Consider the following 20,092-nt stretch of genomic DNA (forward strand, 5'->3'; position numbering starts at 1 on the left):
CCTCCAACGCACCCACCCACGTGATCGTCCGCCGCGCCTTCTCCCCACCCGACAACGAACGCCTCGCGCACGTCTGCGGCGTCCTCGACGAGAACCTGCGCGCGATCGAGCAGGGGCTCAACGTCGTCATCACGCGGCGCCAGGAGCACTTCCGCGTCGAGGGCGGCAAGCTGCAGGCGCCGCGCGCGCTGGCGCTGATCGAGGCGCTGTACGAGCGCAGCGGCCGACCGATCGACGAGGAGCAGCTGCAGCTGATGCTCCACGACGCGCAGCGCGACGTGATCCAGGGCCACGCCAAGCCGGTGCCGCCGGCCGAGCCCGCCGCGGGCGGCGAGATCGTGCTGCACACGCGGCGCGCCAACCTGATCGGCCGCACGCCCAACCAGGTGCAGTACCTGCGCCAGATCCTGTCGCACGACATCACGATCGGCCTCGGCCCGGCCGGCACGGGCAAGACCTTTCTCGCGGTGGCGTGCGCGGTCGACGCCCTCGAGCGCGCGAGCGTGCAGCGCATCGTGCTGACGCGGCCGGCGGTCGAGGCCGGCGAGCGGCTCGGCTTCCTGCCGGGCGACCTGTCGCAGAAGGTCGACCCCTACCTGCGCCCGCTGTACGACGCGCTGCACGACCTGATGGGCTACGAGCGCGTGACCAAGGCCTTCGAGCGCGGTGCCATCGAGATCGCCCCGCTCGCATTCATGCGCGGGCGCACGCTCAACCACGCGTTCGTGATCCTCGACGAGGCGCAGAACGCCACGCCCGAGCAGATGAAGATGTTCCTGACGCGCATCGGCTTCGGCACCAAGGCGGTCGTCACCGGCGACCTGACGCAGGTCGACCTGCCGCGCGGCGCCCGCAGCGGGCTGGCCGACGCGTCGGAGATCCTGCGCGATGTCGCGGGCATCGCGGTGACGCGCTTCGGCGCGTCGGACGTCGTGCGCCATCCGCTGGTCGCGCGCATCGTCGAGGCCTACGAGGCGGCCTCGTCGCGCGGCGAGAACGGCGCGCCCGCCGAACGCCCCGAACGCGCCGCGCCCGCGCCGGCCACGTTCCAGGAAGGCCGGCGCAGCAGCCGCGGAGGACGTTCCTGATGGCCCGCACCCCCCTGCCCGACCTGCAACTGAGCCTGCAGTTCGCCGACGCCACGCACCGCGCGCTGCTGCCGCGCCACAAGGTCGCCCGCTGGATCCGCGCCGGGCTGGAACTGCCGGCGGCCATCACCGTGCGCATCGTCGGCGAGGACGAAGGCCGCACGCTCAACCGCGAATACCGCCACAAGGACTACGCGACCAACGTGCTGACCTTCGACTACGTGCAGGAGCCCGAGATCGAGGCCGACCTGGTGCTGTGCGCGCCGGTGGTCGAGCGCGAGGCGCGCGAGCAGGAGATCGACCTCGTGGCGCACTACGCACACCTGCTGGTGCACGGCACGCTGCACGCGCAGGGCTACGACCACGAGGTCGACGACGAGGCCGCGTGCATGGAGGCGCGGGAGACCGAGGTGCTGGCCGGGCTGGGCTTTCCCGATCCCTACGCCTGAGCCGGCACGCGCGGCAGCTGGGGCGCGTCCAGCCCGGCGAACGGGTCGGACCACGCCGGCAGCGCCTGCAGGCGTGCGTACCAGGCGACCACGGCCGGATAGTCGTCCAGAGGCATCCGCGCCGCGTCGTTGAAGGGCAGGAAGGCGGCCATGCGGAAGTCGGCATAGCTCAGGCCGCTGGCGAGCAGCCAGTCGCGCCTGCGCAGGTGCGCGTCGAGGATGGCGGCGCTCTCGTGGAACACGCCCAGGCCTTCGGCGACGAGCGCCTCGTCGATCGGCCCGATGCGGTAGCGCTGCTTCGTGCCGCGTTCGAAGTGGACGACGTCGCAGGCGCGCATGAAGTGGTCGCGCGCCCAGCTCACCCAGCGGATCATGTCGGGCAGTTCGCGCCCCGTGCGCCAGAATTCCGAGCCCGTGAGCTGCGAAAGCCGACACGCGATCGCGTCGGCCTCGAACAGCGCGCTGCCGTCGTCTTCCTCGAGGATGGGAATGCGCAACGACGGGTTCATCGACCGGTAGCGCTCGGCCTGGCCGGGCGCGAACGGCGCCGCGAAGACGAACGAGACCGGCGCGTCGAGGTGGCGCGCGACGGCCACTGCCAGCCGGGGATTGGGGTTGCGGGAGAAATGCAGCTTCATCGCGGTCCCCGCCACCGGTCGTTCAGCCTCGCTTGAGCACCCGCGCCGCTTCCAGCGCGAAGTAGGTCAGCACGCCGTCGGCGCCGGCGCGCCGGAACGCCAGCAGCGACTCCATCATCACGGCCTCGCCGTCCATCCAGCCGTTCATCGCGGCGCCCTTGAGCATCGAGTACTCGCCGCTGACCTGGTAGACGTAGGTCGGCATGCGGAACTCGTCCTTCACGCGGCGCACGATGTCCAGGTACGGCATGCCGGGCTTGACCATCACCATGTCGGCGCCTTCGGCGATGTCGAGCGCGACTTCGCGCAGGGCCTCGTCGGCGTTGGCCGGGTCCATCTGGTAGACCTTCTTGTTGCTCCTGCCCAGGTTCGCCGCCGATTGCACCGCGTCGCGGAACGGGCCGTAGAACGCGCTCGCGTACTTGGCGCTGTAGGCCATGATGCGCGTGTGCAGGTGGCCGTCGGCCTCCAGCATCGCGCGGATCGCGCCGATGCGGCCGTCCATCATGTCGCTGGGGGCGACGATGTCGACGCCGGCCTCGGCCTGCACGCGGGCCTGGCGGGTCAGCACGGCCACGGTGGTGTCGTTGACGATGTAGCCCGTCTCGTCGAGCAGGCCGTCCTGGCCGTGCGACGTGAACGGATCGAGCGCGACGTCGGTCATCACGCCCAGCTCGGGGAACTGCTTCTTCAGCGCGCGCACGGTGCGCGGGATGAGGCCGTCCGGGTTCAGCGCCTCGGCGCCGTCGGGCGTCTTCAGGTGCGGCTCGATGGCCGGGAACAGGGCCAGCGCGGGCACGCCCAGGCTGACGCATTGCTCGGCCACGCCCAGCAGCCGGTCGACCGTCAGGCGCTGCACGCCCGGCATGCTGGGGATGTCCTGCACCTGGTTGTGGCCGTCGATCACGAACACCGGCAGGATGAAGTTGCCGGCGCTCAGCCGGTGCTCGCGCATCAGCTCGCGGCTGAAGGCATCGCGGCGCATCCGGCGCGGGCGGCTGGCGGGAAATGGGGGCAGGTGCGACACAGTCGAATCAACCTTTTACTTCAAAAACACTGATCAGTCGTGCTGTTGACAGCAGTTTGCTGTCGCGCAAGGCGCATGATCTGCTACATTCCGTTTCGGACGATGTCCGTGAGGATATTGTCCCCTGCTTTTCCTCCCTGAGCAGGTGCCTTGCGTGATGACAGCGTCAAGGCTTTGCAGCCTCGGTCGTCCACCTCGTGGATACCGGGGCTCTTTCTTTTGGACCGCGCCGCGCGGTTCGTGCCAGGGACGCGCCGAGTCGGCCGACATAATGGCCGGATGATCGGACTTCTCCCCTGGGTCAAGGCCCTGCACATCGTCTTCGTCTCCAGCTGGTTCGCGGGGCTGTTCTACCTGCCGCGGATCTTCGTCAACCTGACCCAGGTGCCCAGCGACAGCCACGCCGAACGCGAGCGCCTGCTGCTGATGGCGCGCAAGCTGTACCGCTTCGCCAGCCTGCTGATGGTGGTCGCGATCGTCCTGGGAATCACGCTGGTCGCGCTCGAGCCGTTCGTGCTGCGCGGTCAGTACTGGCTGCACGCCAAGCTGCTGCTGGTGGTCGTGGCGATCGGCTACCACCACATGTGCCGCGGCATGCTGCGCAGCTTCGAGAAGCTCGAGAACCGCCGCCGCGAGCGCTGGTTCCGGGTGTTCAACGAGATGGCGGTGCTGCTGTTCGCGGCCATCGTCATCCTGGTCGTCGTCCGGCCGTTCTGAGCGGCGGCGCGGCCTTCAGGCGACTGCAGCGATGGCCCCGCCCCCCCGCGCCGCCGCGCGCATCCCGCGCCTGCCGGCCGGCGCGCCTGCGCGTCCGCGCGAGAGCTCCGCGCTGACGCTGGCCGTCGTCTTCACCGGACTGGTGATCTACGCGAGCCTGTATCCGTTCAGCGGCTGGTTCTGGCCGGCCGGGCAGCCGCTGTCGGCGCTGCTGGTGCTGCGCTGGCCGCGCTACCACGGCGGCTTCGACGACTGGTCCAACTTCGTGGGCTACATGCCGCTGGGCGCGCTCGTCTACGCCAGCGCGCTGCGGCTCGGGCGCCGGCCGGTCGTCGCCGGGCTGGTCGGCCTCGTCTTTCCGTCGGTGCTGTCGTGGGCGATGGAGTTCACGCAGCACTTCCTGCCGGGGCGCTATTCGTCGCTGATGGACTGGGCGCTCAACTCGCTGGGGGCCGCCGCCGGCCTGAGCCTGGCGGTCGCCATCCATTCAGCCGGCCTGGGCGTGCGCTGGTCGACGCTGCGCGAGAACTGGTTCGTGCCGCACAGCGGCGCGACGATCGCGCTGCTGGTGCTGTGGCCGGTGGGCTTCCTGTATCCGAGCACGATCCCCTTCGGCCAGGGCGTGTCGTGGGAACGCGTGCAGGAGGCCGCGTACGACCTGCTGAGCGACCACCCGCTGGCGCCCTGGTTCGGCTGGTTCTGGGCCAGCCTGGGCGAGAACACCGGCACGATGTCGCAGGCCGCCGAAGGCTTCGCGGTGGCGATCGGCCTGCTGGGCCCGTGCCTGCTGGCATTCTCGATCACGCGGCGAGGCTGGCGCCGCGCGCTGCTGGTGCCGGTCGCCGTGGCGGTGGGCCTGGCGGCCAACACGCTGTCGGCCGCGCTCAACTTCGGTCCGGTGCACGCGCTCGGCTGGGTGACGTCGACCGTGCCGATCGGACTGGCGCTCGGCGCGCTGCTGGCGCTGGCCTGCGTCTTCATCGGCGAGCGTCCGGCGGCCGCGCTGGGGCTGGTGGCGTTGTGCGTCAACGTCGCGCTGGTGGCGCAGGCGCCGTCCGATCCGTACTACGCCGAGAGCCTGCAGCAATGGGAGCAGGGCCGCTTCATCCATTTCCACGGACTCGCCCAGTGGGTCGGCTGGCTGTGGCCGTTCGCGGCCGGGGCCACGCTGTTCGGGCGCCTCGTGCGCAGCGACGGCGCAGGTCTGGCGTGACCCACCCGGCCCGCCCAGGGCCGCTTCGCGCAGCTCTGCCGTCCCGTCTTCCTACAATGCAGGCCATGTACTACAAGCACCAAATCTTCTTTTGCCTCAACGAGCGCAAGCCGGGCGAGGACAGCTGCGCGCTGGTCGGTGCCCAGGCCGGGTTCGACCACTGCAAGTCGCGCATCAAGTCCGCGGGCCTCGCCGGGCCGGGCGGCATCCGCGTGAACAAGGCGGGCTGCCTCGACCGCTGCGCCGGCGGCCCGGTGGCCGTCGTCTATCCGGACGAGACCTGGTACACGTACGTCGACAAGAGCGACATCGACGAGATCGTCGATTCGCACCTCGTCGGCGGCAAGCCTGTCGAACGCCTGCTGCTGCCGCCGGACGTCGGCCGCTGATCGATTTCCTGCCCCAGCCATGAACACCTTCACCAAGCGCGGCGAGATCGCCGGGCCGGCGGGCGCGTTGAGCGTCGCCGTCGACACCACCACCGACGTCCCCACGCGCGGACTCGCGGTCATCTGCCATCCGCATCCGCTGCAGGGCGGCACGATGGACAACAAGGTCGTCACGACCGTCGCGCGCGCGCTCGTCCAGCGCGGCTGGCGGGTGGTGCGCTTCGACTATCGCGGCGTCCGGCAATCCGCCGGCAGCTGGGACGAGGGCCGCGGCGAGGTCGACGACGCGCTCGCGGTGGTCGCCGCCCACCGTGTCGCCGGCGAGCCGCTGGTGCTGGGCGGGTTTTCCTTCGGCGGTTTCGTCGCGGCCAGCGCGGCCGCGCAGCTTGCGGAGGCCGACAAGCCTCGGAGCATGGTGCTCATCGCGCCGTCCACCGCCAAGCACGATGCCCCGCCGGTCATCGCGGACACCTTGCTGGTCCACGGCGAGGTCGACGACGTCGTCCCGCTGTCTGCCTCGATGGACTGGGCGCGTCCGCAGGCGCTGCCGGTGGTGGTCGTGCCGGGAGCCGGGCATTTCTTCCACGGCCAGCTCGTGCTGCTGAAGTCGCTGGTCTTCCGCCATTTTGCCGAGTGACGTCGGCGTTCCGATGAAAAGACTGTTCGCACTCGTGGCCCTGGCCACCGCCGGCATCGCGGCCTTCGGCCAGGCGCTGCCCGCCCCCGAGATCGCCGCGCGCGAGTACCTGCTGATCGACATGAACGCCGGCCAGGTGCTGGCCGAGCGCGCGGCCGACGCACCGGTCGATCCGGCGTCGCTCGCGACCCTGATGACGGCCTACGTCGTGTTCGTGCAGCTGAAGGAGCACAAGCTGTCGCTCGACCAGAAGCTGCCGGTGTCCGCGCGCGCGCTGGCCGAGCGCAAGGGCGGCGGGGCGTTGATGTATGTCGACGCGACGGCCACGCCCACGGTGGACGAACTGCTCCAAGGCCTGGTGGTCGACTCCGGCAGCGACGCCGCCGTGGCGCTCGCCGAAGGCGTGGGCGGCAGTGTCGACAACTTCGTCGCGATGATTAACCGCCAGGCCCAGGCCTGGAACCTGAAGAACACGACGTTCAGGAACGTCACCGGGCTGACCGAGGTCGGCCAGCGCAGCACGCCGCGCGACCTGGTGACGATCGCGCAGCACGTCATTCGCGACTTCCCCGAGTACTACCGCTACTACGCGCAGCGCGACTTCACGTTCGGCAACATCCACCAGGACAATCGCAACATCCTGCTGCGGCGCGACCCGAGCGTGGACGGCATGAAGACCGCCTACACCGAGGCCGCGGGCTACTGCCTGCTTGCGAGCGCGCAGCGCGACTTCCCGAACGGCAAGCGCCGCCTGGTCGCCCTGGTGATGGGCACGGGCGCCAAGGAGGCGCGCGCCGACGAGGCGCAGAAGCTGCTCAATTGGGGCTACACCGCGTTCGACGACATCCGTCTGGTCGAGGCCGGCAAGGCGGTGGGCGCGCCCGTGCCGGTCTGGAAGGGCAGGCAGGCCCAGGTCGCGCTCGGCAGCGCCGATGCCATCTACGTGGCGGTGCCCAAGGGCGAGGGCGATCACCTGAAGACGCAGATCGAGCGCACCGACCCGCTCGTGGCGCCGTTGACCAAGGGCCAGCGCGTCGGTTCGCTGAAGGTTGCGACGGCCGCGGGGGTGCCGATTGCCACGATTTCGCTGACCGTGCTCGAGGATGTGCCCCAGGCCGGGCTGTTCGGACGCGCATGGGATGCCATCCGGCTCTGGATCAAGTAGTCTTGTGACCTGAGCGAGGAACGCGTCGAACCGATGCCTCCCCTCGCGCGGGTTTCCAGTGCCGCCGCGCCGCGGCTCGCCCAGGAGCTTTCACCATGATCGCCTTGCCCGATTCGCTGTGCTACCTCGACGGAGAGTTCCTGCCGTTGAACCAGGCCAAGGTGTCGGTGATGGATCGCGGCTTCCTGCTCGGCGACGGCGCGTACGAGTCCATCCCCGTCTACGGCCGGCGGCTGTTCCGCTTCGACGACCACATGGCGCGCTTCGAGCGCAGCCTGGGCAAGCTGGACATCGAGGTCGACCTGGATCGCGAGACCTGGCTGGCGCGCCTGCGCAAGGTCGTCGAGGCCTTCCCGGCCGACGAGCAGCTGGCCTACCTGCAGGTGACGCGCGGCGTCGCGCCGCGCTCGCACCTGATGCCGGCCGGCCTGTCCCCCACCGTGTTCATCACCACGAGCGAGCGGACGCTGCCCACGCCGGCGCAGCGCGTGCAAGGGCTCGCCTGCGTCACGGCACGCGACTTCCGGTGGCAGCGCGCCGACATCAAGAGCACCTCGCTGCTGGGCAACGTGCTCGCACGCAAGATCTCCGCCGACCAGGACGCCGACGAGACGATCCTGCTGCGCGACGACGGCCCCGGCGGCCCGTGGCTCACCGAAGGCTCGCACAGCAATGTCTGGATCGTGCACGAAGGCGCGCTGCTCGGGCCCGCACCCGACGAACACGTGCTCGCCGGCGTGCGCATCGAGCTGCTGCGCGAGCTGTGCGAGGAGACCGGCATCGCGTTCAACCTGCGGCCGGTGAGCGAGGCCGACGTGCGCGCGGCCGACGAGGTGCTCCTGAGCTCCGCGTCCAAGGAAGTCATCGCGGTCACGCGCATCGACGGCGAACAGGTCGGCCACGGCGCATTGCGCGGTCGGCCGGGTCCGGTTTATGCCCGTCTGCACGAGGCTTACCAACGTGCGATCCAATCGCAATCCATCTGAACGAACCAGACCACCATGCACGAGATTCCTCCCGAACAGTCGCTGATCACCTACCCCAGCGCGTTCCCCATCAAGGTGATGGGCCCGCAGGCTGACGGTTTCGTCGAGGCGATCGTGCAGGTGGCCAAGCAGTTCGATCCGGATTTCGACCACACGACGGTGGAGACCAGACCCAGCAAGGGGGGTAATTACCTGGGCATCACGATCACGGTCACAGCCACCAGCCGTCCGCAGCTGGATGAGTTGTACCGGACATTGACCGCGCATCCGATGGTCAAGATCGTTCTGTGATGGACAGGTGGGGGAAGCGACTCTCAGAGGCTTCATGCATCTCACCAGAAACGAGACCGAAAAGTGCGTGATGGCACGCATCGTTCGGCAGAAAAAGCTACATCAGAAGAACTTCACGCTGAAGCAGTTCGGCACCTGGGCCAAGGCTGAAACCGCGGCCCGGAAGTGGGTCAAGGTGACTCTCGCCGAACTGCCGCCACCGATCGGCATGAAGAACCGGATGACCAGCCGCAACACCTCCGGCGTTGTCGGCGTGCGTCTGGTTCACGCGGTGCGCCGGCGCGAGGACAAGGAATATCCGGACTGGCGCTGGATCGCCTTCTGGCCCGGCTGCCCCAATTCGGGCGGCATCGGCTGGTCGGTGAACAAGTACGGCGACGAGCACGCCTTCGTGCTCGCATGCCTCGCGCGCAAGCTCGAGAGCGTCGATCGCGATGCCATCGACGCCGAGTTCGAGACGTTCAAGACCACGCGCGACTACAAGCGCTTGCTGAAGCTGAAGCAGATCACCCCGGCCTGAACGGCGGGAAGGCCGGTGCCTTAAAATCGGGCATGCGGCGCGCTCCTGCGCCTGCAGGAAAGTTCCCTGTCGATGACCATCGCGGCTGACCAAGGCCCACCCATCCCGCCTTTGCTGCGCCCGCTCGGCCGCGTGCCCTATGAACCGACCGTGGACGCCATGAAGGCGTTCACCGCGGGCCGCGGCCCCGAGACACCGGACGAGATCTGGATCGTCGAGCACCCGCCGGTGTTCACGCAGGGCCTCGCCGGCAAGTCCGAACACCTGCTCGATGCCGGCGACGTGCCGGTCGTCCAGACCAACCGCGGCGGCCAGGTGACGTACCACGGGCCCGGCCAGGTGGTCGCCTACCCGCTGGTCGACCTGCGGCGGCAGGGCATCTACGTCAAGGAATTCGTCTTCCGGCTCGAGGACGCCGTGCTGCGCACGCTGGCCGACTTCGACGTCACCGGGCACCGCGTGCCGGGCGCGCCGGGCATCTACGTGAAGCTGGCGGATCCGTTCGGGCACGCGGCGCTCGGCAACGACAGGCCGGCCTCGGATCCGTTCCAGGGTCTCGGAAAGATCGCGGCACTGGGCGTCAAAGTGAGCAATCACTGTACGTATCACGGCGTCGCACTCAACGTCGCGATGGATCTGCAACCCTTCGAGCGAATCAACCCGTGCGGTTATGCCGGGCTGAAAACCGTCGCCCTCGCTACACTGGGCGTCGTTGCCGACTGGGCAACGGTGGCCGACGTGCTGGGCCGCCACCTCGGCGCAAGGTTCACGCGCTGAGCTGAAAGGGGCGTTCCGCCGGCCCCGCCGCAGCCCATTTCCGAGCCTGACGCTCGATCCATCCCCGCACCGAATGTCCACCGAAGCCAACACCCCCGACGTCGCCACGCCCGCCTACGATGCCACGGCCAAGCAGAAGGCGCAGGCCAAGACGTCGCGCATCCCGATCAAGATCGTCCCGGCCGAGCAGTTGAAGAAGCCGGACTGGATCCGCGTGCGCGCCGCGCTGCCCAGCAGCCGCTTCTACGAGATCAAGCAGATCCTGCGCGAGCACAAGCTGCACACGGTGTGCGAGGAGGCGTCCTGCCCCAACATCGGCGAGTGCTTCGGCAAGGGCACGGCCACGTTCATGATCATGGGCGACAAATGCACGCGCCGCTGCCCGTTCTGCGACGTCGGCCACGGCCGGCCTGACCCGCTGGACGTCGACGAGCCCAAGAACCTCGCGCGCACGATCGCGGCGCTCAAGCTCAAGTACGTGGTCATCACCAGCGTCGACCGCGACGACCTGCGCGACGGCGGCGCCGGCCACTTCGTGGAGTGCATCCGCCAGATCCGCGAGATGTCGCCCGAGACGCGCATCGAGGTGCTGGTGCCCGACTTCCGCGGCCGCGACGACCGCGCCCTCGAAATCCTGAAGGCCGCGCCGCCCGACGTGATGAACCACAACCTCGAGACCGCGCCGCGCCTGTACAAGCAGGCGCGCCCGGGCAGCGACTACCAGTTCAGCCTGAACCTGCTCAAGAAGTTCAAGGCGATGCACCCGGACGTGCCGACCAAGAGCGGCATCATGGTGGGCCTGGGCGAGACCGACGAGGAGATCCTGCAGGTCATGGCCGACATGCGCGCCCACGACATCGACATGATCACGATCGGCCAGTACCTCGCGCCGTCGGGCCATCACCTGCCGGTGGCGCGCTACGTGCACCCGGACACGTTCAGGATGTTCGAGCAGAAGGCCATCGAGATGGGCTTCAGCCACGCCGCCGTCGGCGCGATGGTGCGCTCGAGCTACCACGCGGACAAGCAGGCCGAGCACGCCGGGCTGGACATGGGCCCCGCCAACTAGGCTGGCTTCAGCCTCCGCTCGAAGAACGCCAGGATCTCGTCGCGTGCGGCGAGCGTCGGCTGGCCCGCCTCGTCGATCAGGTGCACGGTGACGACGCTGTGCGCGCCCTTGATCACGTGCTCGAAGAACGGCGGCAGGTCGCGCGTGTTCGCTGAGTCGTCGGGCAGCACGCGGCCCTCGAAACGATCGCCGAGCGCCGCCGAATAGGCCGCGAAGCGTTGCGCCGTGCAGAAGCGGTCCCCGGCGAAGCGCCAGGCGCGCACGGTGAGGTCGTCGCGCTCCAGGCGCGCGCGGATCGCGGCGAGTTCCTGCGGGCCGCTTTCCACCGACGCCGCATCCTCCAGCGGCATCGAAGGCTGGCACAACACCGGCGCGAGCACCGCGGGCTCCAGCATCATCGTCAATGCGTAGTTGCCGGTGAAGCACATGCCGATCGCGCCGACGCCGGGGCCGCCGCACTCCGCATGCGCGATCCGTGCGAGGCCGCGCAGCCAATGCGTGATCGGGCTCGGCTGGTCGGCGGCCAGCTTGCGGAACTCGGCGCTGACGCAGGTGCGCCTGAAGGTGGCGACGGCCTCCTCGGCGTCGGGCAGCGCGCCGTCGCGGCCGAACAGCGACGGCATCCACACGGCGAAGCCGGCGTCGCGAACCCAGCGTGCGAATCGCGCCAGGTGCGGGCTGATGCCGGGCGTCTCGGGCATCACGATCACCGCCGGGCCGGCGCCGGCCACGTGCACGGTCCTGGCGATGCCGTCGACGTCGACGTGGCGCGGCGCGAAGTCCTCGAGCGGGTCGGGCTCGGTCAGCTTGCGTTGCAGGGAAATGGTCTGCGGCATGGGGTCTCCTGATTCGGGACTGGCATTGCACCTGTCGCGGCCCTAGACTGCGAGTGTCCGATCAGGCATTTATCGAGCGAAACAGGACATGCACGATTTCTCGATCCTCGTCTTGCCGGGAACCTACGCGAGCAGCGTGTCGGTGACGCTCGACATCCTCCAGGCCGCGGCCACGCTCGCGCCCCGCGCGAAGACGCCGCGCCCGACCTGGCGCGTGCTGTCGCCGGATGGCCAGGCCGTCGCCCTCAGCGCGGGCCTGCGGCTGGACGCGGCGCCGTTGCCCGCGAGGGCGCGCGTCGATTCGTCGACGTGGATCGTCCCGGGGCTCGGCACCGACAACCCCGGCGTGATCGAGCAGCGTCTCGCCCGGGACGACGCGCGTCGCGCGATCGCCGCGATCCGCCGCCACGCCGCTCGCGGCGGGGCCGTCGCGGCCTCGTGCTCGGCGGTGTTCCTGCTGCAGGCCGCCGGGCTGCTGGCGAACCGGCGCGCGACGACCTCGTGGTGGCTCGCGCCCGAACTGCGGCGCCTGGAGCCGGCCTGCATCGTCGACGCCGACCGCATGGTGTGCGCCGACGGCCCGGTCACGACGGCCGGTGCGGCGCTGGCGCAGTCCGACCTGATGCTGCACCTGCTGCGCGAGCGCTTCGGCATCGCGCTCGCGGATGCGGTGGGCAAGGTGCTGCTGATCGACGGCCGCCAGGCGCAGGCCCCGTTCGCAGTGCCGGCGATGATGGCCAACGGCAGCGAGCTGATCCGCCGGCTGACGCTGCGCATCGAGGCGGCGCTGCCGAATCCGCCGAGCGTCGCGGCGTTGGCCGGCGAGCTCGCGATGTCGCCGCGCACGCTCGCGCGTCACGTGCGCGCCGCGAGCGGGCGCGGGCCGCTGGCGCTGGTGCAGAGCGTGCGGCTCAATCGGGCACGGCAGCTGATCGAGTCGAGCCGGATGACGATCGCCCAGGTGGCCGAGAGCGTGGGCTACGAGGACGCCACCGCGCTGCGGCGCCTGATGCGCAAGGCGGCCGGCGCGGTGCCGAGCCGCTTCCGCGCGGCCTGGCCCACGACCTAACCCCGGCCGTCGAGCTCCGCGATGAGCGGCGCCAGCGCTTCGAAGTCGGTCTTGCCGACCCAGCGCTTGACGATCTCGCCGCGCTTGTTGATCAGCAGCGACGTCGGCGTGAACTGCACGTTGCCCAGCCTGCGTGCGACCTCGCCGGTGTTGTCGATGACCACGCCGAACGGCAGCGCGCGCGCCTGGGCGAAGTTGGAGACGAGTGCGGGCGGGTCGGTCTGCATCGCGACGGCCAGCGTCTCGAAGCCTTGCGGCGAGAAGCGGCGCCAGTTGGCGACCATCGCCGGCATCTCCTCGACGCAGGGCGCGCAGTCGGTCGCCCAGAAGTTCACCAGCACGACGTGGCCGCGCAGCGCCGCGAGTTCGGTCCGGCGGCCATCGAGCAGCGTGTACGAGACGGCGGGTGCCTGTTCGACGCGACTGCAACCCGATAGCATGGCAGCCACCAACGCCGCGGCGGGTGCGAGCAGGGCCAGGGCGCGATCAGACTTCATGGGGATCCACGATGCAACGACGTCAGTTTACGCCGGCCCTGGCCGCGCTCTTTCTCGCACGCGCGGCCTGCGTCGCGCTGCTGGGCGAGTCCGCGAAGGCGTTCGCGCTCGATGAAGGCACGGCGGCCTCGGGCGTGCGCGCGGCGCTCGAGCGCGGGGCGGACAGCGCCGTCTCCCTGCTCGGCAAGCCGGGCGGCTTCCTGGACAACCCGCAGGTCCGGATCCCGCTGCCCGGCGCCCTGAAGAGCGCGGCCTCCATGCTGCGCGCGCTCGGCCAGCAGCAACGCGTCGACGACCTGGTCAATTCGATGAACCGCGCCGCGGAGCAGGCCGTGCCGGCCGCCAAGCCGTTGCTGCTGAACGCGGTGCATGCGATGTCGGTGGAGGACGCGGTCAAGATCGTGCGCGGCGGCGACACCTCGGTCACCGATTTCTTCGCCGCCAAGACGCGCGCACCGCTGGGCGAGAAGTTCCTGCCCATCGTCACGGCCGAGACGGAGAAGGTGTCGCTGGCGGCCAAGTACAACGCCGTCGCGAGCAAGGGCTCGTCGTTCGGACTCGTCAAGCCGGAGGACGCCAACGTCGAACAATACGTCACGCGCAAGGCGCTCGACGGCCTGTTCCTGATGATCGGCCAGGAGGAAAAGAAGATCCGCGCCGACCCGATGGCCACCGGCAGCGCGATCCTCAAGTCGGTCTTCGGCGGGCATTGAGCCCGCGTGGCATCGCGCTCAGACCGTTCGCGAGAGTTCGTAGATCAGCGCCGAGGGCAGCGACTGCATCACGGCGTCGCGGCCGATGCGCGCGTGGTTGTCGGCGCTGTTCGTCGACAACTGCAGCGCGCCGCCTTCGGGTGCCACCTCGATGAACACGAACGTCGGCATGTCCATCGAGATGCCCAGGCGCAGCTTCTGGAACTTCTCGTTGGCCAGCACCGATTCGTAGATGATCGCGTGCGGCAGCGCCTCGCGGCAGAACTCCTCGGCCTCGTCGACGCTGCCGACGAAGTCGACCAGCAGCCCCATGTGGCGGATCGATTCCTTGATCAGCGAACGCATGTCGCGCGAACCCGCCACCACCAGCACGTGGCTGCCGGCCAGCGGCTTGGAGTTCTCGGACACGCCGAAGCCCTGGTCGATCTCGACGACGCTGACGCCCTCGATCTCGTCGTGCACGGTGCGCGGGAACTCGATCGTGAGCGTGGTCTCGCTGTCGGAGACGGTGCGGTCGAGCACCAGGCCCAGCGTCCACGAGATCTGCTGCACGAGGCGCCACGACATCGAGTCGAGCGACGGCAGCGGCGTGCCGACCGGGGTCAGGCGGTCGGAGGCATCCGAGCTCGAGTGCGAGAAGCGCGCGGACAGGCGGCCGTACGGCGGCCAGGCCTTGATCTCGATCTTGAATTCGAGATTCTTGCGCGCGAGATCGAGGCTCCAGTCGACGACGGCCTGCATCAGCGCGTACAGCAGCGTGGCGTCGGCGACGACCTCGGCCGGCTTCAGCGCCTGGCTGATCTCGATCTGGCGCGCGGTCGCCTCGCGGCCTCGCTGCAGCAGCACCTCGCGCAGCATCTGCGTGACGCTGATCTGCTCGGGCGTCTGGCGGATCCGGCCGGAGGCGAAGCGGGCGAGCTGCTGGCCGATCATGCCGGCGCGGCGGGCGCGTTCGATCTCCTCGCGCAGCATGCGCAGGCCGGCGCGGTCGATCTTGCCGGTGGTCGCGAGCACTGTGACGCGTTCGAGCGCCGCCGACAGCGGCAGTCCGACCTCGGTGCCGATCTGGCCGATGATCTCGCGCCAGTGGGCCTCGTCCGGCTCCGGCGGCTTGTCGTAGATCGGGTCGTTCATTGTCGATCGGCTCGATGCGAGTGTCATTGTCATGGGAACCCTCCGTCACACGTCACGCGCCGCTTCCGACGTTCAGGCCATTGTGCGCCTTGGTTGCACGGGTTACAAAGCGTATCAAATGCAACCGTGATGTCCGTCATATTGCCCAGCGAACGCCCGTCGGCCCATCCCCAAGGAGGGTGAGTCGGGGGCGCACGTGCTTCCATGAATGATGAACTGATGGATCCCAAAAAGCATTCGGATACACCCGTTGCCCGGCTTTCAAGTCGCAGCCCGTCGCGATTTGCCGTCTGCGCGGCCATGGTGGCGCTCGCCGGATGCAGCCCGACCTTCGATTGGCGCAGCGTCCCGCTGCCCGACACCCAACTTGTAACCGAACTGCCCTGCCGCCCGGGCCGTTTCCAGCGCGACGTGACGGTGGCCGGCGTGCCGCTGAAGCTGTTCATGCTGTCCTGCGAGGCCGGCGGCATCACGTATGGCGTCGCGACGGCCGACGTCGGCGATCCGGCGCGCGTCGACGCGGTGCTGCACGCCCTGCGCGAGAGCGCCGCGATGGCGATCCGGTCGGCCGATTCGCCGGCTGGCGCGTTGAACATGCCCGGGGTCACCCCGTTTTCAGGAAATTCCAGTGCGCACCTGCATGGCCGACGGCCGGATGGCCAGACGATCGACGAGGCGATCCGTGTCTTCGGGCGGGGCACGCGCGTCTACCAGGCCAGCGCCGTGGGACCCTCGCTGCCGGAGAGCGCCGTCAGGCCGTTCGAGGACGGCTTGCGCTTCGACCTGGAAAAAGTCGCACCTGACCCCACGTAGGCTTCAAGTTGGTGCGTTGCGCACAAGGAAGCGTGCAAATGCGCCACTAAATGCGGCGAGTTCCCCCGCATCCCGACTGCGCGTACTAGGTTTGCCGAGCTTCCAGGCCGATAATCTTTTGTTTGCGTCGTTTCAAGACGCTCGGATTTGAGTCCACGTGGCCGCTGTATTGCTGATCGCTCATGCCCCCCTCGCTTCGGCGTTGTTGTCCGTCGCGGGACACTGCTATGAGGAAAAGGGCCACCTGTTCGAGGCCATCGACGTCGAACCGACAATGTCCGCCGAAACGGTCGAGGCGCTTGCGCGCGCGGCGCTGGAGCGGCTCAACACCCGCGAGGTGCTGGTGCTGACCGACGTGTTCGGCGCCACGCCCTGCAACGTCGCGCAACGGCTGTCCGATGGCGTCAACGTCCGCGTGGTGGCCGGCGTCAATGTGCCGATGCTGTGGCGCTCGCTGTGCTATCTCGGCGAGCCGCTCGACGCGCTGGTCGCCCGCGCGGTGTCCGGCGCTTCCCAAGGCGTGATGCAGGTCGCCCAGACGCGGCCGCAAAACCAGACCCTTTCTCCCATCACGAATGATCCGAACAACGCTCGCCATCAGCAATAAGCTCGGCCTTCACGCCCGGGCATCGGCCAAACTCACGAAGCTCGCCAGCAGCTTCAAGTGCGAGGTGTTCATGGCCCGCAACGGGCGGCGCGTCAACGCCAAGAGCATCATGGGCATCATGATGCTGGCCGCCGGCCTCGGCGCCGAAGTCGAGCTCGAGACCGAGGGCGAGGACGAGCAGCAGGCCACCGACGCGATCACCGCGCTCGTCAACGACAAGTTCGGCGAAGGCCAGTAGACCGGCGCCTCGGGCGCTCGTCCGGGCGTTCAGCCCAGGAAATGGCGCCTGTAGCGGGCCGGGATGTCGGCCACGCGCGTCAGCATCGGCAGGTCGGCCGTGTTGAATTCCGGATCCCACGCCGGCGCGCCCAGCACCTTGGCGCCCATGCGCAGGTAGCCCTTGATCAGCGCCGGCGCTTCCACGTCCAGGCCCTGGTTCAGGTCGTCCACCGGCAGCGCCACGCGCGGACGCACCTGCCATTCGACCGGCGCGAGGTGCGTCTCGCGCAGGCTCGCCCACAGGCTTGCGGCGCAATGGCCGCCGTCGCGCATCGAGATGCTCGCGCAGCCGATCACCGTCTCCATGGCGTTGTGCTCCATGAACTGGGCCAGCGCGCCCCACAGCGCCAGGATGACGGTGCCGGAGCGGTGATCCCGGTGCACGCAACTGCGGCCGAGCTCGACCATGCGCTCGCGCAGCGGGCGCAGCTGCGTCAGGTCGAATTCGGTGTCGCTGTAGAAGCTGCCGGCGCGGCGGGCGGCGCTGGGCGTCAGCACGCGGTAGGTGCCGACGACCTCGCCGAGCTCGTCGTTCGCGGGCGCGGTGCGAACGATCAGGTGTTCGCAGAATTCGTCGAACAGGTCGATGTCGTGGCCGGCCGGAGCACCGGGGACGGGCGTCGGCTGCGCGCCCATCTCCTCGACGAAGACCTGGTGGCGCAGGCGCTGGGCGGCGCGGACGTCGTCGAGCTGGCGCGCCCACACGACCTGCAGTGTCGGGGCGACGTGCGAGCGCTGCGCGCGGCCGGCCGGGCGGTCGGGCCGGCGCAGGCTGTCGAGCTGGCCGCCGGCGGCCAGCCCGGGTGTGTTGACGAACTCGGTCATTCAAGTGGCTCCCAATATGGCGGCGATGGTCGCGACGTGCCGTGACGCGCCCATGAAGGCGTGGTGATACCCGTGTGACACCACGGCGCAATCGTCGAGTTGGCGCGGGGCAGCCGGCCGCCTTGCTGCTACATTGACCGTTCGAACCCGCCGGCTCGCCAGCCCGCGCCCGGCGAGCGGTTCGCGGAGGTTGTTCGTGAGCATTCAGGTGTTCGGTCTGCCGGTGTCGCGCGGGGTCGCGATCGGCCGTGCGGTGCTCGTCGCGTCGAGCCGGGTCGACGTCGCCCACTACTACGTCGAGGCCGCGATGATCGACGCCGAGGTGCGTCGCCTGGGCGCCGCGCGCGACCTGGTCGTGCAGGAACTCACCGCGCTGAAGGGCGACGTTCCCGAGGACGCGCACGACGAGCTGGTCGCGCTGCTCGACGTCCACCTGATGCTGCTGCAGGACGATTCGCTGTCGGAGGCGACGCGGCAGTGGATCGTCGAGCGCCACTACAACGCCGAATGGGCGCTGTCGTCGCAGCTGGAGGTGATCGCGCGCCAGTTCGACGAGATGGAGGACGAGTACCTGCGCGATCGGAAGGCCGACCTGGAGCAGGTGGTCGAGCGCGTCATCACCGCGCTGGGGCGTCTCGGCGGCGATTCGTTCGACAACCCGCCGCCCCAGGGCCAGCGCGACTTCGCCGGCGAAGACCCGCTCGTACTGGTGGCCAACGACATCGCCCCGGCGGACATGCTCAAATTCAGGCGCAGCGTGTTCACCGGCTTCGTGACCGACGTCGGCGGACGCAATTCGCACACGGCGATCGTCGCGCGCAGCATGGACATTCCGGCGGTGGTCGGCGCCCGTGAGGCGAGCCGCATCGTCACCCAGGACGACTGGATCATCATCGACGGCGACGCCGGCGTCGTGATCGTCAACCCATCTCCCATCGTGCTCGAGGAATACCGCTTCCGCCAGCGCCAGGTCGAGCTCGAGCGGGCGCGGCTGGACCGACTGCGCCACACGCCGGCCGTCACGCTGGACGGGCATCCGATCGAGCTGCTGGCCAACATCGAGCTGCCCAGCGACGCCCAGGCGGTGCTGGACGCCGGCGCCGTGGGCGTCGGCCTGTTCCGCAGCGAGTTCCTGTTCATGAACCGTGCCGGCCGCCTGCCGGGCGAGGAAGAGCAGTACGAGGCCTACAGCAAGGTGGTCAAGGCGCTGGCGGGCCTGCCAGTCACGATCCGCACGGTCGACATCGGCGCCGACAAGCAGTTGGACCGCACGCCACAGCAGATGGAGCGCGTCGACCACAACCTCAACCCGGCGCTCGGGCTGCGGGCGATTCGCTGGAGCTTGTCCGAGCCGGAGATGTTCGGCGAGCAGTTGCGCGCGATCCTGCGCGCGAGCGTGCACGGCAAGGTGCGGCTGCTGGTTCCGATGGTGGCGCAACTGCGCGAGGTGCGCTTGCTGATCGAGGCGATCGAGCGCGCCAAGGCGCAGCTGCGTGCGCGCGCGCAGGCCTACGTCGACGTGGCCATCGGCGCGATGATCGAGGTGCCCGCCGCGGCCCTGATGCTGCCGTCGTTGCTGAAGTACTTCGACTTCGTCTCGATCGGCACCAACGACCTGATCCAGTACACGCTGGCCATCGACCGCGCCGACGAGGCCGTCTCCCATCTCTACGACCCGTGGCATCCGGCGGTGCTGCGGCTGATCGCCCAGACCATCGCCAAGGCCCAGGAGCTGGGCAAGGAAGTCTCCGTGTGCGGCGAGATGGCCGGCGACCCGGCGTTCACCGAGCTGCTGCTGGGCATGGGCCTGCGTAGCTTCTCGATGCACCCCACGCAGGTGTCCTCCATCAAGAAGCGCATCCTGCGGGTGGACTCATCGGTGTGGAACAAGCATATCGACCTGATCTGCGAAGCGGACGATCCGCAGGTGACCTACGGGCGACTGCAGACGGCAGTGCCTGGGCACGTCGGAGGCTGAGCGCGGGGCGAAAGCGATTTTTCGCAAAGGGCTTGCGCAAGTCGAAACTGCTGACATAGAATCGCAGGCTTCGCTGATCACAAGTCAGCTCTGACCGCAGCGCGGTGGTGGGCCGGAAGGTTCCCATGCCAGGCCAGGGCGAGATGAAGATTGACGAAGGTCTGCAAAACAATGCTTGACGACGATTCGAAATCGGGCATAGAATGGCAGGCTTCGCTGGAAACAAATCGAACTTTGATTTGCAGCCAACGAAACGAAGCGCGAAAGTCTGACTGCTTGACAAGGTTTTAAAAGCAGATCATAATTCCGCTTCTGTGCTGATAACAGCACGACGACGCAAACAACGGTTTGCCTCGCAAGCTCTTTAAAAATCAA

25 protein-coding genes are annotated in these 20,092 nt (G+C 68.9%); 18 read left to right on the plus strand and 7 right to left on the minus strand.

Features of this window, described 5'->3' with window-relative positions; all coding sequences use genetic code 11:
* The first annotated feature begins 20 nt into the window (after positions 1-20).
* The gene (locus LPC04_RS18765; RefSeq protein WP_275683790.1) at positions 21-1,088 is read left to right on the plus strand and encodes a PhoH family protein; all 1,068 of its coding nucleotides are present in this window, start codon (positions 21-23) and stop codon (positions 1,086-1,088) included.
* Entirely contained in the window at positions 1,088-1,537 is a 450-nt protein-coding gene (gene ybeY, locus LPC04_RS18770; RefSeq protein ID WP_275683791.1) for an rRNA maturation RNase YbeY, read from the plus strand. Before LPC04_RS18765 ends, ybeY begins: the two co-directional genes overlap by 1 nt.
* On the opposite strand, the gene LPC04_RS18775 is transcribed toward ybeY, so the two are convergent.
* Both LPC04_RS18775 and hemB read right to left on the minus strand, forming a co-directional pair.
* The gene (locus LPC04_RS18775) at positions 1,528-2,175 is read right to left on the minus strand and encodes a glutathione S-transferase family protein (RefSeq protein ID WP_275683792.1); all 648 of its coding nucleotides are present in this window, start codon (positions 2,173-2,175) and stop codon (positions 1,528-1,530) included. The genes ybeY and LPC04_RS18775 overlap by 10 nt on opposite strands.
* A 22-nt stretch (positions 2,176-2,197) precedes the next feature.
* A complete protein-coding gene (gene hemB / locus LPC04_RS18780; protein ID WP_275683793.1) occupies positions 2,198-3,202 on the minus strand; it encodes a porphobilinogen synthase in 1,005 nt (334 codons plus the stop codon).
* 279 nt (positions 3,203-3,481) lie between these two features.
* Between hemB and LPC04_RS18785 the strand changes: the two genes are divergently transcribed.
* From LPC04_RS18785 to lipA, 10 genes are all read left to right on the plus strand, one after another.
* A complete protein-coding gene (locus tag LPC04_RS18785; RefSeq protein WP_275683794.1) occupies positions 3,482-3,919 on the plus strand; it encodes a CopD family protein in 438 nt (145 codons plus the stop codon).
* 31 nt (positions 3,920-3,950) lie between these two features.
* A complete protein-coding gene (locus LPC04_RS18790; protein WP_275683795.1) occupies positions 3,951-5,132 on the plus strand; it encodes a VanZ family protein in 1,182 nt (393 codons plus the stop codon).
* Between the two features lie 65 nt (positions 5,133-5,197).
* A complete protein-coding gene (locus tag LPC04_RS18795; protein WP_275683796.1) occupies positions 5,198-5,521 on the plus strand; it encodes a (2Fe-2S) ferredoxin domain-containing protein in 324 nt (107 codons plus the stop codon).
* A 19-nt stretch (positions 5,522-5,540) separates the two neighbouring features.
* The gene (locus LPC04_RS18800; protein ID WP_275683797.1) at positions 5,541-6,158 is read left to right on the plus strand and encodes an alpha/beta hydrolase; all 618 of its coding nucleotides are present in this window, start codon (positions 5,541-5,543) and stop codon (positions 6,156-6,158) included.
* A gap of 13 nt (positions 6,159-6,171) precedes the next feature.
* The gene (locus tag LPC04_RS18805; RefSeq protein WP_275683798.1) at positions 6,172-7,323 is read left to right on the plus strand and encodes a D-alanyl-D-alanine carboxypeptidase family protein; all 1,152 of its coding nucleotides are present in this window, start codon (positions 6,172-6,174) and stop codon (positions 7,321-7,323) included.
* A gap of 95 nt (positions 7,324-7,418) precedes the next feature.
* Positions 7,419-8,309: an aminotransferase class IV gene (locus tag LPC04_RS18810; RefSeq protein WP_275683799.1), complete on the plus strand. Its 891-nt coding sequence runs from the start codon at positions 7,419-7,421 to the stop codon at positions 8,307-8,309.
* 15 nt (positions 8,310-8,324) lie between these two features.
* Positions 8,325-8,600 carry a DUF493 family protein gene (locus tag LPC04_RS18815; RefSeq protein WP_275683800.1) on the plus strand — a complete coding sequence of 92 codons (276 nt, stop codon included), beginning with the start codon at positions 8,325-8,327 and terminating at the stop codon, positions 8,598-8,600.
* A gap of 34 nt (positions 8,601-8,634) precedes the next feature.
* Positions 8,635-9,120, plus strand: coding sequence for a hypothetical protein (locus tag LPC04_RS18820; protein ID WP_275683801.1), 486 nt, complete (start codon positions 8,635-8,637; stop codon positions 9,118-9,120).
* A 72-nt stretch (positions 9,121-9,192) separates the two neighbouring features.
* Complete coding sequence (lipB, locus tag LPC04_RS18825) at positions 9,193-9,897, plus strand: lipoyl(octanoyl) transferase LipB (RefSeq protein ID WP_275683802.1); 705 nt, start codon at positions 9,193-9,195, stop codon at positions 9,895-9,897.
* A 73-nt stretch (positions 9,898-9,970) separates the two neighbouring features.
* A complete protein-coding gene (gene lipA / locus LPC04_RS18830; RefSeq protein WP_275683803.1) occupies positions 9,971-10,966 on the plus strand; it encodes a lipoyl synthase in 996 nt (331 codons plus the stop codon).
* Here the strand turns inward: lipA and LPC04_RS18835 are convergent.
* Positions 10,963-11,802, minus strand: coding sequence for a dienelactone hydrolase family protein (locus tag LPC04_RS18835; protein ID WP_275683804.1), 840 nt, complete (start codon positions 11,800-11,802; stop codon positions 10,963-10,965). The two genes, lipA and LPC04_RS18835, sit on opposite strands and share 4 nt — an antisense overlap.
* A gap of 88 nt (positions 11,803-11,890) precedes the next feature.
* On the opposite strand from LPC04_RS18835, the gene LPC04_RS18840 reads away from it, so the two are divergent.
* Positions 11,891-12,871: a GlxA family transcriptional regulator gene (locus LPC04_RS18840; RefSeq protein WP_275683805.1), complete on the plus strand. Its 981-nt coding sequence runs from the start codon at positions 11,891-11,893 to the stop codon at positions 12,869-12,871.
* Here the strand turns inward: LPC04_RS18840 and LPC04_RS18845 are convergent.
* Positions 12,868-13,368 (minus strand): TlpA disulfide reductase family protein, encoded by a 501-nt coding sequence (locus LPC04_RS18845; RefSeq protein WP_275683806.1) that lies wholly within the window; start codon positions 13,366-13,368, stop codon positions 12,868-12,870. The two genes, LPC04_RS18840 and LPC04_RS18845, sit on opposite strands and share 4 nt — an antisense overlap.
* 11 nt (positions 13,369-13,379) lie before the next feature.
* Here LPC04_RS18845 and LPC04_RS18850 point away from each other — a divergent pair, with 11 nt between their 5' ends.
* Positions 13,380-14,081, plus strand: a complete 702-nt coding sequence (locus LPC04_RS18850) for a DUF4197 domain-containing protein (RefSeq protein ID WP_275683807.1) — start codon at positions 13,380-13,382, stop codon at positions 14,079-14,081.
* A gap of 18 nt (positions 14,082-14,099) precedes the next feature.
* Here LPC04_RS18850 and LPC04_RS18855 read toward each other — a convergent pair whose 3' ends face one another.
* Positions 14,100-15,215 carry a hypothetical protein gene (locus LPC04_RS18855; protein WP_275683808.1) on the minus strand — a complete coding sequence of 372 codons (1,116 nt, stop codon included), beginning with the start codon at positions 15,213-15,215 and terminating at the stop codon, positions 14,100-14,102.
* Between the two features lie 204 nt (positions 15,216-15,419).
* On the opposite strand from LPC04_RS18855, the gene LPC04_RS18860 reads away from it, so the two are divergent.
* The 3 genes from LPC04_RS18860 (at position 15,420) to LPC04_RS18870 (ending at position 16,873) form a co-directional block, all read left to right on the plus strand.
* Complete coding sequence (locus LPC04_RS18860) at positions 15,420-16,028, plus strand: hypothetical protein (RefSeq protein WP_275683809.1); 609 nt, start codon at positions 15,420-15,422, stop codon at positions 16,026-16,028.
* Between the two features lie 157 nt (positions 16,029-16,185).
* On the plus strand, positions 16,186-16,635 hold the full coding sequence (locus LPC04_RS18865) for a PTS sugar transporter subunit IIA (protein WP_275683810.1): 450 nt from the start codon (positions 16,186-16,188) through the stop codon (positions 16,633-16,635).
* Positions 16,604-16,873 (plus strand): HPr family phosphocarrier protein, encoded by a 270-nt coding sequence (locus LPC04_RS18870; RefSeq protein ID WP_275683811.1) that lies wholly within the window; start codon positions 16,604-16,606, stop codon positions 16,871-16,873. The genes LPC04_RS18865 and LPC04_RS18870 overlap by 32 nt, the downstream gene beginning before the upstream one ends.
* Before the next feature lie 29 nt (positions 16,874-16,902).
* Here LPC04_RS18870 and LPC04_RS18875 read toward each other — a convergent pair whose 3' ends face one another.
* A complete protein-coding gene (locus LPC04_RS18875; protein WP_275683812.1) occupies positions 16,903-17,739 on the minus strand; it encodes a GNAT family N-acetyltransferase in 837 nt (278 codons plus the stop codon).
* Between the two features lie 196 nt (positions 17,740-17,935).
* On the opposite strand from LPC04_RS18875, the gene ptsP reads away from it, so the two are divergent.
* Positions 17,936-19,717, plus strand: coding sequence for a phosphoenolpyruvate--protein phosphotransferase (gene ptsP, locus LPC04_RS18880; protein WP_275683813.1), 1,782 nt, complete (start codon positions 17,936-17,938; stop codon positions 19,715-19,717).
* A gap of 84 nt (positions 19,718-19,801) precedes the next feature.
* Here the strand turns inward: ptsP and LPC04_RS18885 are convergent.
* Positions 19,802-20,092 (minus strand): hypothetical protein (locus LPC04_RS18885; protein WP_275683814.1); only part of this gene is annotated, 291 nt, incomplete at its 5' end.

This window comes from Scleromatobacter humisilvae (assembly GCF_023231945.1).
Lineage (GTDB): Bacteria > Pseudomonadota > Gammaproteobacteria > Burkholderiales > Burkholderiaceae_C > Scleromatobacter > Scleromatobacter humisilvae.

Bases quoted from the DNA above. Each gene is read 5' to 3' on its own strand.
- ybeY (WP_275683791.1), top strand. From the start codon at position 1,088: ATGGCCCGCACCCCCCTGCCCGACCTGCAACTGAGCCTGCAGTTCGCC.
- LPC04_RS18775 (WP_275683792.1), bottom strand. From the start codon at position 2,175: ATGAAGCTGCATTTCTCCCGCAACCCCAATCCCCGGCTGGCAGTGGCC.
- LPC04_RS18785 (WP_275683794.1), top strand. From the start codon at position 3,482: ATGATCGGACTTCTCCCCTGGGTCAAGGCCCTGCACATCGTCTTCGTC.
- LPC04_RS18790 (WP_275683795.1), top strand. From the start codon at position 3,951: ATGGCCCCGCCCCCCCGCGCCGCCGCGCGCATCCCGCGCCTGCCGGCC.
- LPC04_RS18795 (WP_275683796.1), top strand. From the start codon at position 5,198: ATGTACTACAAGCACCAAATCTTCTTTTGCCTCAACGAGCGCAAGCCG.
- LPC04_RS18800 (WP_275683797.1), top strand. From the start codon at position 5,541: ATGAACACCTTCACCAAGCGCGGCGAGATCGCCGGGCCGGCGGGCGCG.
- LPC04_RS18805 (WP_275683798.1), top strand. From the start codon at position 6,172: ATGAAAAGACTGTTCGCACTCGTGGCCCTGGCCACCGCCGGCATCGCG.
- LPC04_RS18810 (WP_275683799.1), top strand. From the start codon at position 7,419: ATGATCGCCTTGCCCGATTCGCTGTGCTACCTCGACGGAGAGTTCCTG.
- LPC04_RS18815 (WP_275683800.1), top strand. From the start codon at position 8,325: ATGCACGAGATTCCTCCCGAACAGTCGCTGATCACCTACCCCAGCGCG.
- LPC04_RS18820 (WP_275683801.1), top strand. From the start codon at position 8,635: ATGCATCTCACCAGAAACGAGACCGAAAAGTGCGTGATGGCACGCATC.
- lipB (WP_275683802.1), top strand. From the start codon at position 9,193: ATGACCATCGCGGCTGACCAAGGCCCACCCATCCCGCCTTTGCTGCGC.
- lipA (WP_275683803.1), top strand. From the start codon at position 9,971: ATGTCCACCGAAGCCAACACCCCCGACGTCGCCACGCCCGCCTACGAT.
- LPC04_RS18835 (WP_275683804.1), bottom strand. From the start codon at position 11,802: ATGCCGCAGACCATTTCCCTGCAACGCAAGCTGACCGAGCCCGACCCG.
- LPC04_RS18840 (WP_275683805.1), top strand. From the start codon at position 11,891: ATGCACGATTTCTCGATCCTCGTCTTGCCGGGAACCTACGCGAGCAGC.
- LPC04_RS18845 (WP_275683806.1), bottom strand. From the start codon at position 13,368: ATGAAGTCTGATCGCGCCCTGGCCCTGCTCGCACCCGCCGCGGCGTTG.
- LPC04_RS18850 (WP_275683807.1), top strand. From the start codon at position 13,380: ATGCAACGACGTCAGTTTACGCCGGCCCTGGCCGCGCTCTTTCTCGCA.
- LPC04_RS18855 (WP_275683808.1), bottom strand. From the start codon at position 15,215: ATGAACGACCCGATCTACGACAAGCCGCCGGAGCCGGACGAGGCCCAC.
- LPC04_RS18860 (WP_275683809.1), top strand. From the start codon at position 15,420: ATGAATGATGAACTGATGGATCCCAAAAAGCATTCGGATACACCCGTT.
- LPC04_RS18870 (WP_275683811.1), top strand. From the start codon at position 16,604: ATGATCCGAACAACGCTCGCCATCAGCAATAAGCTCGGCCTTCACGCC.
- LPC04_RS18875 (WP_275683812.1), bottom strand. From the start codon at position 17,739: ATGACCGAGTTCGTCAACACACCCGGGCTGGCCGCCGGCGGCCAGCTC.